Source organism: Primorskyibacter sp. S187A (assembly GCF_049800955.1).
Lineage (GTDB): Bacteria > Pseudomonadota > Alphaproteobacteria > Rhodobacterales > Rhodobacteraceae > JAKVBH01.
The window spans coordinates 168,953-186,091 of the sequence record NZ_JBNAGA010000001.1; the positions used below are offsets into that span (position 1 = coordinate 168,953).

Annotated in this window: 15 protein-coding genes and 1 pseudogene; 8 read left to right on the forward strand and 8 right to left on the reverse strand. The window is 59.3% G+C overall.

Annotated features, from left to right (window positions below; all coding sequences use genetic code 11):
• Positions 1 to 156: 156 nt before the first annotated feature.
• Positions 157 to 990, forward strand: coding sequence for a DUF6473 family protein (locus ACP15S_RS00900; protein WP_425039624.1), 834 nt, complete (start codon positions 157 to 159; stop codon positions 988 to 990).
• Between the two features lie 44 nt (positions 991 to 1,034).
• On the opposite strand, the gene ACP15S_RS00905 is transcribed toward ACP15S_RS00900, so the two are convergent.
• The 3 genes from ACP15S_RS00905 to hemC form a co-directional block, all read right to left on the reverse strand.
• Positions 1,035 to 1,961, reverse strand: coding sequence for an electron transfer flavoprotein subunit alpha/FixB family protein (locus ACP15S_RS00905; protein WP_425037575.1), 927 nt, complete (start codon positions 1,959 to 1,961; stop codon positions 1,035 to 1,037).
• Entirely contained in the window at positions 1,961 to 2,719 is a 759-nt protein-coding gene (locus tag ACP15S_RS00910) for an electron transfer flavoprotein subunit beta/FixA family protein (protein WP_425037577.1), read from the reverse strand. The genes ACP15S_RS00905 and ACP15S_RS00910 overlap by 1 nt, the downstream gene beginning before the upstream one ends.
• Positions 2,720 to 2,900: 181 nt before the next feature.
• Complete coding sequence (gene hemC / locus ACP15S_RS00915) at positions 2,901 to 3,863, reverse strand: hydroxymethylbilane synthase (protein WP_425037579.1); 963 nt, start codon at positions 3,861 to 3,863, stop codon at positions 2,901 to 2,903.
• 99 nt (positions 3,864 to 3,962) lie between these two features.
• On the opposite strand from hemC, the gene hemE reads away from it, so the two are divergent.
• Positions 3,963 to 5,006 carry a uroporphyrinogen decarboxylase gene (gene hemE, locus ACP15S_RS00920; RefSeq protein WP_425037581.1) on the forward strand — a complete coding sequence of 348 codons (1,044 nt, stop codon included), beginning with the start codon at positions 3,963 to 3,965 and terminating at the stop codon, positions 5,004 to 5,006.
• 128 nt (positions 5,007 to 5,134) lie between these two features.
• Here hemE and ACP15S_RS00925 read toward each other — a convergent pair whose 3' ends face one another.
• Positions 5,135 to 6,115 (reverse strand): DMT family transporter, encoded by a 981-nt coding sequence (locus ACP15S_RS00925; protein WP_425037583.1) that lies wholly within the window; start codon positions 6,113 to 6,115, stop codon positions 5,135 to 5,137.
• A 109-nt stretch (positions 6,116 to 6,224) separates the two neighbouring features.
• Here ACP15S_RS00925 and ACP15S_RS00930 point away from each other — a divergent pair, with 109 nt between their 5' ends.
• The 6 genes and pseudogenes from ACP15S_RS00930 to uvrC all read left to right on the forward strand — a co-directional run bounded on the left by ACP15S_RS00930 (position 6,225) and on the right by uvrC (position 12,910).
• Entirely contained in the window at positions 6,225 to 7,166 is a 942-nt protein-coding gene (locus ACP15S_RS00930) for an ABC transporter ATP-binding protein (protein ID WP_425037585.1), read from the forward strand.
• Positions 7,163 to 7,924 carry an ABC transporter permease gene (locus ACP15S_RS00935; RefSeq protein WP_425037587.1) on the forward strand — a complete coding sequence of 254 codons (762 nt, stop codon included), beginning with the start codon at positions 7,163 to 7,165 and terminating at the stop codon, positions 7,922 to 7,924. Before ACP15S_RS00930 ends, ACP15S_RS00935 begins: the two co-directional genes overlap by 4 nt.
• A gap of 111 nt (positions 7,925 to 8,035) precedes the next feature.
• The gene (locus tag ACP15S_RS00940) at positions 8,036 to 8,833 is read left to right on the forward strand and encodes a S49 family peptidase (protein ID WP_425037588.1); all 798 of its coding nucleotides are present in this window, start codon (positions 8,036 to 8,038) and stop codon (positions 8,831 to 8,833) included.
• 174 nt (positions 8,834 to 9,007) lie between these two features.
• Complete coding sequence (locus tag ACP15S_RS00945) at positions 9,008 to 9,961, forward strand: calcium/sodium antiporter (RefSeq protein WP_425037590.1); 954 nt, start codon at positions 9,008 to 9,010, stop codon at positions 9,959 to 9,961.
• Between the two features lie 13 nt (positions 9,962 to 9,974).
• A pseudogene (locus ACP15S_RS00950) lies at positions 9,975 to 10,751 on the forward strand (SDR family oxidoreductase); the annotation flags it as partial.
• A gap of 290 nt (positions 10,752 to 11,041) precedes the next feature.
• Positions 11,042 to 12,910, forward strand: coding sequence for an excinuclease ABC subunit UvrC (uvrC, locus tag ACP15S_RS00955; RefSeq protein WP_425037591.1), 1,869 nt, complete (start codon positions 11,042 to 11,044; stop codon positions 12,908 to 12,910).
• Positions 12,911 to 13,006: 96 nt separating this feature from the next.
• Here the strand turns inward: uvrC and ACP15S_RS00960 are convergent, their stop codons facing one another.
• Genes ACP15S_RS00960 through ACP15S_RS00975 form a run of 4 tightly spaced genes read right to left on the reverse strand, consistent with a single transcriptional unit; the run spans position 13,007 to position 17,030 of the window.
• Positions 13,007 to 13,639, reverse strand: coding sequence for an HAD-IA family hydrolase (locus tag ACP15S_RS00960; RefSeq protein ID WP_425037593.1), 633 nt, complete (start codon positions 13,637 to 13,639; stop codon positions 13,007 to 13,009).
• Positions 13,636 to 14,313 (reverse strand): ribulose-phosphate 3-epimerase, encoded by a 678-nt coding sequence (gene rpe, locus ACP15S_RS00965; protein ID WP_425037595.1) that lies wholly within the window; start codon positions 14,311 to 14,313, stop codon positions 13,636 to 13,638. Before rpe ends, ACP15S_RS00960 begins: the two co-directional genes overlap by 4 nt.
• Before the next feature lie 50 nt (positions 14,314 to 14,363).
• Positions 14,364 to 15,362: a P1 family peptidase gene (locus tag ACP15S_RS00970; RefSeq protein ID WP_425037597.1), complete on the reverse strand. Its 999-nt coding sequence runs from the start codon at positions 15,360 to 15,362 to the stop codon at positions 14,364 to 14,366.
• Positions 15,363 to 15,377: 15 nt separating this feature from the next.
• Positions 15,378 to 17,030: a hypothetical protein gene (locus ACP15S_RS00975; RefSeq protein WP_425037599.1), complete on the reverse strand. Its 1,653-nt coding sequence runs from the start codon at positions 17,028 to 17,030 to the stop codon at positions 15,378 to 15,380.
• Positions 17,031 to 17,139 lie beyond the last annotated feature (109 nt).

Below are 17,139 nucleotides of genomic sequence, written 5' to 3' on the forward strand. Positions count from 1 at the left end.
TCGTGTGGTTCCCGGGGCGACTCTGGCCTGTGTCCCGGTCTGGTGCAAGACTGAGCACCCGAATTCGCATGACTTCTCATCAATTTGTCGCATTAGCCAAATCGCAAGGCTTTTGCGCGAATCCTACCATCGGGTGAAAAAGGAATGGTGGGTTATATGACCTATGAAGCTAGGGGGGCCTTGGCCCCGGACTATTTGCCGTGCCGGTATGGGGCATCTCGATTAATGTTTCGTGGCCCCAAACGTCGTTTGGAGGGTGAATTCATTGCGGTCTTGGGCAGCACCGAGACCTATGGAAAATTCATTGAAACGCCTTACCCGCGTATTTTGGAAGATGGCATTCAGACACCAGTGGTGAACTTTGGATGTTTGAATGCCGGTGTGGATGCATTTGCACATGATCCCGTCATCATAGATGCGGCAAATTCCGCGCGTGCCGTCATTGTGCAAGTCATGGGCGCGCAGAACATGTCCAATCGGTTGTATACCGTGCATCCGCGTCGCAATGATCGCTTTTTGAATGCGTCATCGCTCCTTAAGGCCGTTTATCGGGAGGTGGATTTTACCGAATTCCACTTCACGCGCCATATGTTGACGACACTGCGGGACATCGACGCGGCGCGCTTTGCCATGGTGCGCGACGAGTTGAAACAGGCGTGGTGCGCGCGCATGCGCTTGTTGCTGTCGCAAATCAACAAGCCGATGCTCTTGCTCTGGTTCGCCGGTCAGAAGCCGCCCGAGGTTGGGCAGGATGACGAGAACGATCCGCTTTATGTCGATAGCGATATGCTGGAGATGATCACTGCGAAGACGGCGGGGATTATTGAAGTTGTTCCAAGCGATGAGGCTCGCGAGGAAGGCATCACGCGCATGATGTACGACCCGATGGACAAGGCTGCGGCGTTCGAGCAACTCAGCGTGATGGCCCATGAAGAAGCCGCGCAGATACTTGGCGGCGCCTTGGCGCCAATGCTGATGCGATCACAATGAAAAAGGCGGGCAAAAGCCCGCCTTTTCGCTGTTCATGAGTTGGATCAATCCAGCTTGTTGGTCAACTCGGGGACCGCGTCGAAGAGGTCCGCGACCAATCCGAAATCGGCGACCTGAAAGATCGGCGCTTCTTCGTCTTTGTTGATCGCAACAATGACTTTGCTGTCTTTCATGCCAGCAAGGTGCTGGATCGCGCCCGAGATGCCTACGGCGACATAAAGGTCGGGCGCCACAACCTTGCCTGTCTGGCCGACTTGCCAGTCGTTGGGCGCATAGCCCGAATCGACCGCGGCACGTGACGCACCGACAGCTGCGTTGAGCTTGTCTGCCAGAGCTTCGATGATCTTGAAGTCATCCTCTGAGCCGACACCGCGCCCGCCGGACACAACGACACCAGCCGATGTGAGTTCCGGGCGATCACTCTCGGCGACCTTGTCTTCCACCCAGGACGACAGATCGTTCGATGTTCCTGCGATGGTGTCGACAGATGCGGAATTGCCCGTACCTGCGGCATCGAAGGTCGATGTCCGGAAAGAGATGACCTTTGTCGCATCGGTGGATTTGACTGTCTGGATCGCGTTGCCGGCGTAAATCGGGCGTTCGAACGTTTCCGCATCCACGACCGCCGACACGTCGGTCAAAACCATCACGTCGAGCATGGCCGCAACGCGTGGCAGCACGTTCTTCGCATCGGTTGTCGCAGGCGCGACGATGTGGCTGTAATCGCCTGCAAGCCCCACGATCAGGTCTGCAGTGGCTTCCGCCATGCGGTGGCCCAGGCCTGCTTCCTCGGCGCACAGCACCTTGGAGACACCATCGATGGTTGCCGCTTCAGCAGCCGCATCCGCAGCAGAGCCGCCCGCGCAGAGCACGGTCACATCGCCAATGGCTTTCGCAGCCGTGACGGCTTTTGCGGTGGCGTCCATGGACAATGCACCGTCGTTCACTTCGGCAAGAAGAAGTACCGCCATTATACAGCCCCCGCTTCCTTGAGTTTCTCTACAAGCTCGTCAACCGAGCCAACCTTGATCCCCGCGGCCCGCGCTTCGGGCTCGGACGTTTTCACGACCTGCAAACGCGGCGTTACATCGACGCCGTAATCGGCTGCTGTTTTCTCGTCCAGCGGCTTCTTTTTGGCTTTCATGATGTTGGGCAGCGAGGCATAGCGCGGCTCGTTGAGGCGCAGGTCAACCGTGACAACGGCGGGCATCTTGACCTTGATGGTCTGCAAACCGCCGTCCACTTCGCGGGTGACCGTCGCGCTGTCGCCGTCGATATCAACTTCTGATGCGAAGGTCGCCTGGCTCCACCCCATGAGCGCGGCCAGCATCTGGCCTGTTGCGTTCATGTCGTTGTCGATGGCTTGCTTGCCACAGAGCACGAGGCCCGGCTGCTCTTCATCAATGACACCTTTGAGGATTTTGGCAACGGCGAGCGGCTCGATATCGTTATGCACGTCATCCGCCGCAATCACGAGGATCGCACGATCCGCGCCCATGGCCAGCGCTGTGCGCAGCGTTTCCTGCGCTTGTTTGACGCCAACAGAAACGGCGATGATCTCTTCAGCCTTGCCCGCCTCTTTCAGGCGGATTGCCTCTTCGACTGCAATTTCGTCAAAGGGGTTCATCGACATTTTGACATTGGCCAGATCGACACCCGATCCGTCCGCCTTCACACGGACCTTCACGTTGTAGTCGATCACGCGTTTGACCGGCACAAGCACCTTCATCTGCGCTTTTCTCCCTTGGTTTTCGCGAGGATATCCCCGGCGATTCTCATGAAACACATCGTCTTATGCAGGGTGATAAAGCCCTGCTGCAGTGCAAAACAGGTCAAAATCGTCCTGCGAGCGCTAAACGACGTCGCGTTTCGTGAAAATATGCTGAATTATTTCATGAAGGCGAGAAAAATCAGTGCCGCCAGTCAAAAAAGTTCGGTCCGGCCTCAGCGTTGAGTTTGTTGCCAAGCGCCTTGCCCATCTCTGCGCCGTCTTCGATAGCGCTGCTCATGGCATCGCCAAGCACTTCCGATCCGTCAGGCCGCAACACCTCGCCGCGCAAATGGAGTGTTCCGCCATCCAGCTCAGCCAGCCCCGCGATTGGGGTTTCGCAGGAGCCATCCAGGGCCAGGAGAAACGCGCGCTCCGCCGCCAGGCGTTGGCCTGTCTCCGCATCATGCAGCGCCTCAAGCAAGGCTGCCGTCGCGTTGTCATCGATGCGCCGCTCAATGCCGATGGCCCCTTGGGCAACCGCCGGGAGCATCTGATCTTGCGGAATGGGATGGACGGGCACATCATCAAGCATACCCAATCGTGTCAGGCCGGCCATGGCGAGGAAGGTGCAGCTGGCGACGTTATCTTGCAGTTTTTGCAGGCGCGTTTGCACGTTGCCGCGAAATTGCACGACCTGAAGATCAGGCCGTTTGTGCTTCAGCTGCGCGGTGCGCCGCAGCGATGAGGTCCCCACAACAGCGCCCTCTGGCAAATCCATCATAGAGGAGAGGCTGTGAGACACAAAGCCATCCCGGGTGTCTTCCCGTGGCAAATAGGTGTCGAGGATCAAACCATCGGGTTGGAGCGTGGGCATGTCCTTCATGGAATGCACGGCAATGTCGATAGCGCCGGAGAGCAGGTCTTGCTCGATCTCACGCGTAAACAGGCCTTTGCCGCCCAGTTCTTTCAAGGGCGTATCCGTCGCGATCAACGCGCGGTCGTCACCGGTCGTCTTGATGATGATGATCTCAAACGCCGCTTCGGGCAAATCGAAGGCGGCCATCAGGCGCCTGCGCGTCTCATAAGCCTGCGCGAGTGCAAGCGGAGACCCGCGAGTGCCGATTTTCAGGGTTTTGTCGGGGGAAGGCAGTGGCATTGTCATGGGAATCTGTCTAGCTTGGTTGACAGGGTGTGGCAAGCGCGCCAATTGAGATGAAGTGGCCAATTGTTAAAATGGGCCAGAAACGTACCGGAGACATCGATGTCGGACCAAAAGACAATACTGCGAGCCCTTGCTGGCGAAACCCTGCCGACGCCGCCGATTTGGATGATGCGCCAGGCGGGCCGCTACCTGCCGGAATACCGGGCGACCCGGGCCCAGGCCGGTGACTTCCTGTCGCTGTGCTACAATTCCGAACTCGCCGCCGAGGTCACATTGCAGCCGATCCGGCGCTATGGCTTCGACGCGGCAATCCTCTTTGCGGACATCTTGCTTCTGCCGCAGGCCTTGGGCGCAGATCTTTGGTTTGTCACGGGCGAAGGCCCCCGGTTGTCCACGATCACCACCCAAGGCGACTTCGACAAACTCACCAGCATCGATGACATTGATGAGACACTGAACCCGATCTACGAGACAGTCCGCATCCTGAGCCGCGAATTGCCAAGCGAGACAACGCTGATTGGCTTTGCAGGGGCGCCCTGGACCGTCGCGACATATATGATCGCGGGCAAGGGCACGAAGGATCAGGGCCCGGCCCATGCGCTCAAGGCTGAGAATCGCCCGCTTTTTGAAGCGCTGATCGACAAGCTCACCGACGCGACCATCCTGTATCTCTCGAAGCAAATCGAGGCAGGCGCGGAAGTCGTCAAGATTTTTGACAGCTGGGCCGGGTCACTCGAGGGCGCGGATTTCATCAAATACGCTCTGGAGCCTGCGATGAAGATCACGCAGGTCCTCAAGCACAAGCACCCGGGCGTGCCGGTCATCGCGTTCCCGCGTGAGGCGGGCGAGGGCTACATCGGCTTTGCCAAGGCGACCGGGGCGGATTGCGTCGCGCTGGACAATTCCGTGAGTGCTGAATGGGCCGCGCAGAACGTGCAGAAAGACGGGTGCGTCCAGGGCAATCTGGCGTCGTCGCACATGGTCACAGGCGGGCAGGCGCTGGTTGATGAAACGCGCGCTATCGTGAAAGCCTTCTCGGGCGGGCCGCATATCTTCAACCTGGGCCACGGGATCACGCCGGACGCCGATCCGGACAATGTGCAGCGCATGATTGACGCCGTGCGCGAGCCCGCGCTCGCCTGACGGGTCAAACGTAATCCAAATGTGTGGCTGCGCCACGCAGAACATGCGCCTGCGGCGCGGTAGGGGGGCTTTGCCCCCCGCGCACTTGTGTGCGCGTCCTCCAGTACTCTTATGGCAAGAGGAAGGGATCAGCGGCGCATCGAGCGGCGGCGCCATCCGTTCGGCGTGCTGTGGCGGCGTTGTTCGCGGATGAAGACAAACAAGCCCGCCCCGACGATAAGGGCGCAGCCGATCCATGTGGCGCCGTCGGGCCATTCGCCAAAGATCACCCAACCCCAGAAAATGGCCAGCGGAAGACCTGCATATTCGTAGGGCGCAATCGTAGCGGCATTGGCGACTTTATAGGCGGCAGACAGGCAATATCCGATGAGCCCGGAGCACAGGCCAAGACCCAGGAAGGTCGTCCAGTCCGACATCGGCGGGAAGACCCAGGCGCGCAGAAGGAATTGCACGCTTTCATTGGTGCTGCCTTCGGCAAAGCGCCCGTCGCCCGCAATCAGGTAAAAGATGCCGGAAACACACAGGAACATGCCTTGAATATAGACAGCCATGGCTGATGCCGCGGCTTTGGCGCCCAATCGACGGGTCATCACCTGCATCAAGGCATAGGTCAGCGCGGCGGCAACGGGCAGAAGCAGCGCCATGCGGCCTGCTGCGAGCGGCTCTGCGCTCCAAGGTTGTTGCATGACGACGACGCCGACAAAGCCAACTACGACAGCCCCCAGCCGCATTGGTCCCACGCGCTCGCCCAAGAAGGGGATAGAGAGCAGCGTGATGAACAAGGGGGCCACAAAAAACAGCGCAGTGGCCTGCGCCAGCGGCATGACCGCAACGGCGGCATAAAAGGTCATATTCGCGATAATGACCAGAAACCCACGCAGCGCGTGCAGCCCTGGCGTCTGTGTCTTGAGCAGGTGAAACCCGCCCTCCATCTTCACGAACACCAGCGAAAACAGGATGCCTATGGTCGCGCGTGTAAACACCAATTGGTGCAGCGGATACTCTCCCGACAGGCTTTTGATGAGCAAATCATTGATCGAAATGGCCACGACGCCAGCCAGGATGAAGAGAATACCAAGCCGGGCGCTTTGATCATGTGAGGGTGTCATAGGGTATCGCTATCAGGCGATTTTGAACGGGACCATTCCAAATGCGACCTTGCGCTTGTTTTCTGAACTTTACTGTTTAGTTTGCCGACTTCGTGAGAAGGATAGACCCATGGCGCATGTGGTGCAGATACGTGATCTGCGAAAGGTTTATGAAGGCGGCCCCAAAGGCGCGTTCGAGGCTCTGAAAGGGGCCAGTCTCGATATCGAGGCCGGTGAAATTCTGGCGCTTCTGGGCCCCAATGGTGCTGGTAAGACGACTTTGATCTCCACTGTCTGTGGCATTACGCAGCCCACTTCCGGGACGATCACGGTTGGCGGTCATGACGTTGTCTCCGCGTATCGTGCGGCGCGGCGCATGATCGGCTTGGTACCCCAAGAAATCCATCTTGAGCCGTTTTCGACTGTCATGAACACAGTGCGCTTTTCGCGTGGGCTTTTTGGTTTGCCACGCAATGATGCGCTGATCGAGGAAATTCTGGAAAAGCTCTCGTTGTCGGATAAAAAAGACAACAAGATCATGCAATTGTCTGGTGGAATGAAGCGCAGGGTGCTGATTGCCAAGGCGTTGGCGCATGAGCCGAAGGTTCTCTTTCTGGACGAGCCCTCGGCCGGTGTCGATGTGGAGTTGCGCAAGGGCATGTGGGATGTTGTGCGCGGCCTGCAGGCGCAGGGCGTGACAATCATTCTCACCACGCATTACATCGAAGAAGCCGAAGAGATGGCCGATCGTGTGGCGGTGATTTCCAAGGGGCAAATCCTGCTTGTCGAGGAAAAGGCGGCCCTGATGGCGCGCATGGGTCAGAAATCGATGGTGATCGAGCTGGCTGACGCTTTGCAGGAGGTGCCCGAAGCCTTGGTTCGCTACGGTCTGGAGATCGTAAAAGGGGGCAGCGCGCTGCGCTATACCTACGACACACGCGCCGAGCGCACGGGTATTCGCCGCCTGCTCAATGATCTTGATGCTGCAGGCCTCACCATGCGGGATATTCAAACGGAACAATCGAGCCTCGAAGAGATTTTCGTTGGGCTCGTGAATGAGGATGCATCATGAATTGGCAGGCGATTTGGGCGATTTACGCCTCCGAGATGGCCCGGTTTTTCCGGACCTTGATGCAAAGCTTCCTGTCGCCGGTGCTCTCGACATCGTTGTACTTCGTCGTCTTTGGTGCCGCGATCGGCAGTCGCATTCAGGAGGTTGAGGGCGTCAGCTACGGGGCTTTCATTGTGCCGGGGCTGATCATGCTTTCGGTTATGACGCAGGCAACCTCGAACGCAGCCTTTGGGATCTATTTCCCGAAGTTCATTGGCACGATCTATGAATTGCTCTCCGCGCCGGTCAATTTCCTCGAGATCGTCATTGGATATGTGGGGGCAGCGGCTACGAAAGCGCTGTTTATCGGAGTTGTTATTCTCGCGACAGCTGCGCTGTTTGTGGATCTCACGATCCAATCCCCGATGGCCATGCTGGCATTTCTGGTTCTGACCTGTCTGAGTTTCTCGCTCCTGGGCTTCATCATTGGCATCTGGGCCGGGAATTTCGAACAATTGCAACTGGTGCCCCTGCTGATCGTCACGCCGCTCGTCTTCCTGGGTGGCTCGTTTTATTCGATTTCGATGTTGCCGCCCGTTTGGCAGACGATCACGCTCTTCAACCCCGTGGTTTATCTCATCTCAGGTTTCAGATGGGCGTTCTTTGGGGTGGCCGATGTACCGGTTCTGACCAGTCTCGTGGCGATTGCGGGCTTTACACTCCTGTGCCTCGGCGCGATCTGGTGGATCTTCAAAACCGGCTGGCGCATCCGGCAATAGCGCGTGATCCGGACGCAAATGCCACAGTTTGAGCGCAGATTACTCTGTCGTGCGAAATAAGGCATGCGCCCGCGCTTGTTTCGTGGCGGGCGCGTCTCTACATCGCTTGCCATGAAACGATTTATCCCATTCGCCGCGAAAGACCCCTATGTCGCCATTATCCGGCTTGCAGGCGCCATCGGCGTTGGCGGGCGTGGCTCCTTGAGTGATGCAGGTCTGCGTGAGGTGATCGAGAAGGCGTTTGCCAAGGGAAAACCCAAGGCCATTGCCCTTGAGATCAATTCGCCGGGCGGGTCGCCGACGCAAAGCTCGCTCATCGCTTCCCGCATTCGTAGGTTGGCCGATGAGAAGGACGTGCCCGTTTATGCCTTTGTTGAGGATGTCGCGGCCTCGGGCGGCTATTGGCTGGCCTGTGCCGCCGATGAGATTTATGTCGATCAGGCGAGTGTCGTGGGCTCTATCGGGGTGATCTCTGCGGGCTTCGGGGCCCATGTCTTTCTGGAGCGGCAGGGCATTGAGCGGCGCGTTTATACCGCGGGCAAATCCAAGAGCATGCTCGATCCGTTCCGGCCCGAGAGCGAAGAAGATGTGGCGCGGCTGAAGCGCTTGCTGGAGCAAATGCACGGTATCTTCATCAATCATGTCAAAACGGCGCGGGGCGACAAGCTGGCAACCGAAGAGGATCTCTTCACGGGCGAGATTTGGGTTGGCGATGCCGCAAGAAAGGTTGGACTTGTCGATCAAGTGGGCCACCTTGTGCCCGTAATGAAAGACAAGTTCGGAGATAAGGTGAAATTCCGCCGCTTTGGATCCAGAAAGTCCCTGGCGTCGCGTATCGGCCTGCGTTTGGCCGAAGACGCCATGTCATCGGTAAACGAACAAGCGCTTTTTGCGCGTTACGGGCTTTGATGCCTGAATGATTTTCAAGATCGTCTCCCTGTTTCTTGTGTTTATCGCGGTGCTGGCGATGTTCGGGAAATTGCGCACGGCCGGGCGTTGGCTCGGGGTATCGCAAAAGTGCCGCGCCTGTGGGCGTCACAAGATCGGCCGGGGTCCTTGCCCGTGTGGCAAGGGAGGATCTGTTTGATGGTGTGGGCGCTGTGCGGCCTTGGTCTGCTGATCCTGTTGCTTGCGGGCGATGCGCTGGTCAAAGGCGCGGTCAACCTGAGTTTGCGCGTGGGTGTGCCTGCCCTGATCGTCTCCTTGACGATCGTGGCCTTCGGCACCTCGGCGCCTGAGCTTTTGATTGCGATAAAGGCGGCGCTTGATGGTGTCCCGGGTATTGCTTTGGGCAATGTCGTGGGGTCGAACACGGCCAATATCCTGTTGGTGCTGGGTATTCCCGCGATGATCGCGGTGTTTCACACATCGGAATGTGACACGCGCAAAACCTATGTTTTCATGATGGGCGCGAGCCTGTTGTTCATCGCGCTGGCCTTCACGGGCACGTTTGTCTGGTGGACGGCGCTTGTGCTCCTCGGCGCGCTTGCGCTCGTTTTGCTTGATGCTTTCCGCGAGGCGATGGCGCACAGGCGCGATGCCAAGGCTGCGGCGGTTGAGGAAGAAGAGGTCGAGGGGGCAGACCCTGACATGCCGTGGTGGAAGATCGTCATGTATCTTCTGTTGGGCCTCGTCGGTTTGCCCTTGGGCGCAGACCTTCTGGTCGACAATGCGACGATCATTGCAAAGACCTATGACGTGTCCGATGAGATCATCGGCCTGACCCTCGTCGCCATCGGGACATCGCTGCCAGAACTTGCCACAACGGTCATGGCCGCCATCCGTAGGCAGGCTGATGTCGCGCTTGGCAATGTCATTGGGTCGAACATGTTTAACCTGTTGGCCATTATTGGCGTTGCAGGTTTGATCGCGCCCATCGACGTGGCGGATGAATTCCTGCAATTCGATCTCTGGGTCATGCTGGCGGCCTCTGCGCTGCTCTTTCCCTTTGTGTTCCTCAGTTGGAATATCACGCGGCTGTGGGGCATTCTCTTGACTGCGCTTTATGTGTCCTATGTGGCGTTTTTGCTGATCTAAGCGAAAGGTCCTCACGATGACGGCACTGATCACAGGCGCGAGCAAGCGTCTCGGGCGGGCGATGGCGCTCTATCTGGCGGGGCGGGGCCACGACATTGCTGTGCATTACGCAAGCTCGTCTGCGGCGGCGGAAGCTCTTGTCCAAGAGCTGAGAGATACAGGGCGCAAAGCGCAGGCCTTTCAGGCTGACTTGACGGCTGAGGCAGATATGCAAGGGCTGGTGCCGCAGGTCGTTGATGCGATGGGGCCGCTCGATGTGCTCGTCAACAATGCCTCGATCTTTGAGTATGACACGATCAGCACCGCCACGCGCACGTCATGGGATCGCCACCTTGAGAGTAACTTGCGCGCGCCGTTTGTGTTGACACAGGCCTTTGCAGAGCAAAGCCCCAAGGCCGCCGAGGATGCAGCCGGGGAGCCTTTGGCGGCAGGCCTGATCGTGAACATGGTCGATCAGCGGGTCCGCAAGCTGACACCGGAATTCATGAGCTACACGATTGCCAAGATGGGGCTTTGGGCGCTGACCCAGACATCCGCACAAGCTCTGGCGCCTCGCATACGGGTCAATGCCATCGGGCCGGGGCCCACCTTGCAAGGGGCGCGCCAGTCCGAAACGCATTTTTCGCGCCAACGACAGGCCACTGTGCTGCAGCGTGGTGCCAACGTGGAGGATATCACGGCGGCCTTGGGCTATTTCCTCGATGCGCCGGCGGTGACCGGGCAGTTGCTTTGCATTGACGGCGGGCAGCATCTCGCTTGGCAAACCCCTGATGTGCTGGGTGTGGAATAGGCCAAACCACGCCAAGTTTTGCACCGTTTAACAGGCCGTTACCAAAGCGTTACCAAAAGTTTAATAATATCAATAATTTGGTTTCAGATCATAATTTTTTCATTTGAAAACAATCAGTTGAGTTTTTGCCTAAAAAATGGGCAAATCAATCAAATCACCTGAAAACAAGGAAAAATTCCACGTCTCCAAATCTTACCCCCGGACTTATCCACAAAAGCCGTGGATGTAATACCGCTTGCCCCTGCGTGTGCAGCATTGCAGGCGCAGCAAGGGAATCATAGGTTGCTCGCATGACCGAAACGCCGCAGACAGACGACGCGCCCCTGACCGGACATGCGCTGATCCAATCCTACCTCAAGACGCTGGATGGCTCGCCCGGTGTCTACCGGATGCTGGATGCGAAAATGCGGGTGCTCTACGTGGGCAAGGCGCGCAATCTCAAGGCGCGCGTCTCCAATTACGCGCGGCCCTCGGGCCATAGCGGGCGTATCGCGCGGATGATCCGGGAAACCGCGTCGATGATGTTCCTCACAACGCGCACAGAGACCGAGGCGCTGCTTCTGGAGCAGAACCTCATCAAGCAGCTCAAGCCCAAGTACAACGTGCTGCTGCGCGACGATAAGAGCTTTCCCAATATTCTCGTGGCGAAGAACCACGGCTATCCGCAGATCAAAAAACACCGCGGCGCGAAGAAAGAGAAAGGCGCTTATTACGGGCCTTTTGCATCCGCAGGTGCTGTAAACCGGACGCTGAACCAGCTTCAGAAAGTCTTCCAGTTGCGCAATTGCACCGATGCGGTGTTTGACAGCCGTACGCGGCCTTGCCTGCTCTACCAGATCAAGCGGTGCAGCGCGCCTTGTGTGGGCAAGATCAGCGAGGCGGACTATGCCGAGGCTGTCTCGGATGCGGAGCGTTTCCTGTCCGGCAAATCGACAAACATACAGGCCAAACTTGCCTCGGAGATGCAAAAGGCATCTGACGAGATGGAGTTTGAGCGCGCCGCCGCCATGCGCGACCGGATCCGTGCGCTGACCCAGGTCCAGACCGCACAAGGCATCAACCCGCGCACCGTCGACGAGGCGGACATTATCGCGCTGCATCTGGAGAATGGGCAGGCGTGCGTGCAGGTGTTTTTCATTCGCGCCGGGCAAAACTGGGGCAACCGGGATTTCTATCCCCGTGTGGGCGAAGACGTTGAGGCACCGGAAATCCTGGAAGCGTTTCTGGGCCAGTTCTACGACACCAAGGAGCCGCCCAAACAGATTATCCTCTCCCACGGGATCGAGAATACCGACCTTATGGAGGCCGCCCTGTCCGACAAGCTCGGGCGCCGTGTCCAATTGCTTGTGCCGCAACGCGGGGAGAAGGCAGAACTCATCGAAAGCGCTGTGCGCAATGCCCGCGAGAGCCTCGGCCGCAAAATGGCAGAGACCGCCACCCAAGCCAAACTTCTGCGTGGACTGGCCGAGGCTTTTGATCTCGATGCGCCGCCCAAACGGATCGAGGTTTATGACAACTCCCATATTCAAGGAGCCCATGCCGTCGGTGCTATGATTGTCGCGGGGCCGGAGGGCTATCTGAAAAACCAATACCGGAAGTTCAATATCAAGGGCGAGGAGCTCACGCCCGGGGATGATTTCGGGATGATGAAAGAGGTTCTGAACCGCCGGTTCACGCGGTTGCAAAAAGAAGACCCGGAACGCGACAAGGGGCTTTGGCCCGATCTGTTGTTGATTGATGGCGGGGCCGGGCAGGTCTCGGCGGTGGCCGAAATCATGGCGGAGCACGGGATTGAGGACGTCCCCATGCTGGGGGTCGCCAAGGGGGTGGACCGCGATCACGGCAAAGAAGAATTTCACCGGATTGGTCAGCGCCCCATGGCCCTGCGCCGCAATGATCCGGTTCTATATTTTGTACAACGCCTGCGCGACGAGGCGCACCGGTTTGCCATTGGCACGCACCGCGCCAAACGCGCGAAAGCCGTCACCGCCAACCCGCTGGATGAGATTGCCGGTGTCGGCGCTGCGCGCAAACGCGCCTTGCTCGCGCATTTCGGCTCTGCCAAGGCGGTTGGCCGGGCCAATCTGGCGGATCTGATGGCTGTGGACGGCGTCTCGGAAGCGCTGGCTGAAAAGATCTACGCCCATTTCCAAAACTGAAGGCTTTTCAAATGGGGCGCCTTGCAGGCGCGCCGGTTTGTGCACCTTTGGTGCGGATTGAGGGGGCCGTCTGCCCCCTCTTGGCCTTCGGCCAATTCACCCCGGAAGGTATTTGTCGACAAAAGAATGGAAGTCTTTGTATGAGCTGAAGGCTGCGTCGTGGTGCAGTTCGTCCACGGGTGTTTTTCGGTAGCCTTCGGTGAAGAGCAGGAAGGGGATGTTGGCGGCCTGGGCCGTCGCGGCATCGACTTCGCTGTCACCGACGTAAAGGTCTGGTGCGCATGCCGTGAGCATCTGGGGTTCGGGCTTGCGGTTCGGCAGGCTGTCTCCCCCGATGATGAGGTCGAAATAGGGCAGAAGCTGTATGTCGCGGAGCACGTTCAAAGCTGCTTGAAAGGGCTTGTTGGTGCAGACGGACAGGCTGTGGCCCTGTGCTTGCAGCGCGGCAAGCGCGTCGGTGACATGGGGGTAGACGCTCTTGGGATCGCTGGGCAGGGAGATATAGTGACCCATGGTGGCTTTGCACAAGGCTGCGTGCAGGTCTTGGCTGAGGTCCAGGTGATCCAGCACCCGGCGCATGGCTTCGGGCAGGCCGTTGCCCACGAAGCTCTGCACTGTGGGCTGGTCAATGGCGGGCAGGATCAGGTCTTCCAGCGCACGGGAAACAGAGGCGTGGATATGCGTGATGGAATCGACGAGCGTGCCATCGAGGTCAAAGGCTATTCTCATGCGCAGGCCGTGCGAATGGCGCGGATGTTTGCGCCATATGGCGCGGGGTTTGTGACTGAACCGCCCTTGAACACGGCTGAGCCTGCGACAAGAATATCAGCTCCCGCTTCAACGACCAAAGGTGCTGTCGTCGGATCGACGCCCCCGTCGATCTCGATATGGATAGGACGGTCTCCGATCATTTTGCGGAGCTCGCGCACTTTCGCGGTCATGTCGATGAATTTCTGCCCGCCGAAGCCGGGGTTCACGGTCATAACGCAGACCAGATCGGTCAAGTCCAACAGGTGCTCGATCATCTGGGCGGGTGTGCCCGGGTTCAGCGCGACGCCAGCTTTCATGCCTGCGCCACGAATGGCTTGCAGAGTGCGGTGAATATGGGGGCCGGCCTCGACATGGGCCGTCAGGATATCGGCACCGGCATCGGCGAAGGCGTCGATATAGGGATCGACAGGCGCGATCATCAGGTGCACATCCATCACCGTTTTGATGTGGGGGCGGATGGCGGCGCAGGTTGTGGCGCCAAAGGAGATGTTGGGTACGAAATGACCGTCCATGACGTCGACGTGGATCCAGTCCGCGCCCTGGGCCTCGACGGCCTCGATTTCCGCGCCGAAGTTGGCGAAATCGGCGGCAAGGATTGAGGGAGCGATTTTGAGGGAACGGTCGAATGTCATGGAAATCTCCGGCTGCTTGACCCGCTGATAGCCCGCATGGACCACCGGGTCTAGCGGTTGATCTCGGACCATGTGGGGATCGGATCGCCTTTTGCGGGGCGTGCTTTGAAGATCGCGCGGGCGATGGCCCGGGAGAGGGTGGTCGCGGCGGCGTGGCAGAGCGCGTGCATCTCGAGGTCGGGCATGGTGAGCGCGCGCCCGCCGGTGCTCACGGCGAAGACCAGATCGCCGTCCATCGGCCCATGGGAGGGCACAATGGCGCGGGCCAGACCATCTTGGGCGGCGGTGGCAAGGCGCGTGGCCTGTGCCTTGTCGAGCGCGGCATCGGTGGCGACGATGGCGATCGTGGTATTGGCGCCTGCGACCATGGCCATTTTGCGCGAAACGCTGAGATCGCGCGGCTGCGGGGCGGGGTCGGGTCCGAGGCCGCCGAACTCATCGCCGACTTCAAACGGTGCAGCCCAGAAGTGCCGCTCTCCCGGCGTTGTGACGCAGCCAACCGGGTTGGCGGCAACGAGAGCGCCCAGCGTTGTGCCGTTGTCCAGTAGGGTCGAGGCGGAGCCCAAGCCCCCCTTGAGCATCATCGTGCTGGCCCCAGTGCCCGCGCCGACGGAGCCAAGGGCGAAGTCCTCATTGGCATCAGCCAAGGCCGCGCGTCCGAGGGCGGGGTAGGGGTTCTCGCGCCACGCCTTGTCGCCGCCGTTCACGAGATCGAAGAGGATCGCAGCGGGGACGATGGGGACGCGCGCGGGGCCAACGGCAAATCCGCGCCCGGCCTCGGCCAAGGCATCCATCACGCCCTGCGCGGCGGCCAGACCAAAGGCGGAGCCGCCAGAGAGGACCAGCGCATCGACGGCGGGCGCAGTCTTGTCAGGGGCGAGAAGGTCCGTCTCCCGCGTGCCGGGCGCGCCGCCCATGACAGAGACGCCAGCCACAAAAGGCGCATCCCCCGCCAGAACGGTCGTGCCGGACTTCAGCCGCGCATCGGTGGCATGGCCCACGCGCAGGCCGGGGACATCGGTGATCAGGTTTTTGGGGCCGGATTTCATGGGGCAAGACTGCCCCTAATCGCGCTTGCCCACAAGCCCGGCCACGGCGGCAGCGCCAATGGCGGTGATGACCCAGCCTGCGATCTGGATCACAGGTTTGAGATAGAAGCCCCACCAGCCCAAATCGCCGCGCGCGGGCGAGGGGGCCCAAGCGGTCTCCTGCCCCAGCGCGTCGAGCGGGATGAAGACATCGAACGCATAGAGCCAGTGCGAGAAACTCTCGTAGTCTTGCGCGGATGGGGTCTTCAGCCATGCCTGTAGCGGCATCGGTTGGCTCGGGTCTGTCTCATGGGCGACAACGGCGTCGATCCATGGCTGCGAGGCGAGCACCACATCGGAGGTCGGCGCAAACTGCCCCGCGTTCCAGACGGTGTTGTAGAACGACGCTGTGCACAGCAAGAGGGCGATGACCCAGATCAGCGAGCGGGCGGGCTTGTGACCGTAACCGAATATCCAGCCAAAGGCGCGCGAAAAGAACAGCCCGAAAGGTGCCCACAGGAAGCGCAGGAACGCCCCTCTGCTGCCATCAAACTGCACGATGGCCCGATCATAGGCGGTTGTGGCGAGGCGATGGTCGCGGGCCTCAAGGACACGCGCGGCGTCGCTTGCCTTGCCCTGTTCGCGCAGCACTTTGGCCAATTGGCTGTAGGGTTGCGGGTCAAAACTGGGGCGGTTATTGGGTCGGGTCTCGATCAGCTTTTCCGCGATCCATGATCCATTTCGAGGCTTGGGGTGTGCAATATTGTGTTGCGCGACCCTGTCTAGTTGCCGCAGTCGATCCGAAACACGCATGTTGCCGCCGAGCCGCTTATAGCGAAAGCCGGAGAGGTACAACGCCTCGGCCTGCTCCCATGCAGAAAGATCGTCCTCTAGCCGTCCGATCTCCGCATCGGTCAGGTAGAGTGGGCCGCTGAACGCTTTGAGATCACGTAAAAAGAAGCCCGCGCTCACCTTCATCGCCGCGCCGACAAGCCCGCCGCTGAAGGTTCCTCCGTGGCATTGAAGATTACCTTTGATCTGCGCGCGTTGGAGGTCTACCACGCCCCTGGCTTCGAACCCGTTGGTCAGGAACACATCCGCTCCTATCTCTGCCGCTTGTGTCTCGAGGGCCGGGCTGCCTCTGCCATCAAAGCTGCCGCCGAGGCAAGAAACGCCTCCGCCAATCCTAGCTCTGTTTGCAGCAACAGTACCGCTCGCTGAAAAGCCTTCTCTGAGCAATACGTCGGCCTCAATTATTGCAGCTTCTAAGTCGAGCGCTCGAGCGCCTTTCCCGTCGAATTTGCCTTCGGTGCAGGCGAATTGTCCCTTTATCCGCATGCCGTTTAAGGTGACCGGCCCAGTTGCTTCGAAACCTCTGTTCAGTTGGACATTGGATTCGCATCGAAGTCTTTGTGCATCAATCCCGGGGGTTTTGCTGCCAGAGAGGTACAAGCCATGTAGATAGGCATCCCGCAAGAACGGTACAGTATCTAGGTGGCATATAAACAGTCGAAGTGCATAGGGTGAGCTGCAGCCGGACAGATCAATCTCGCCCTTGATCCACGCGCCGACCACTCGGACGCCCTTCGGCGGCACTCGACAGTCGTCACAGCCGCCCATCACGCAATGCACGATAAGCTCTGCGCGGATGCGGTTGGCGTCGCTCTCGGCCTCGGGGCGCTCGGACAAAATCTCGACAACGCCAGTCCACGCCTCATCGAGCAATTGTTGCTCAGCGGCGCTCCACGGGCGCTCTTTCTCCATTTCTTCCAGTGTCTTGTGGTATGTGCTCATCCCA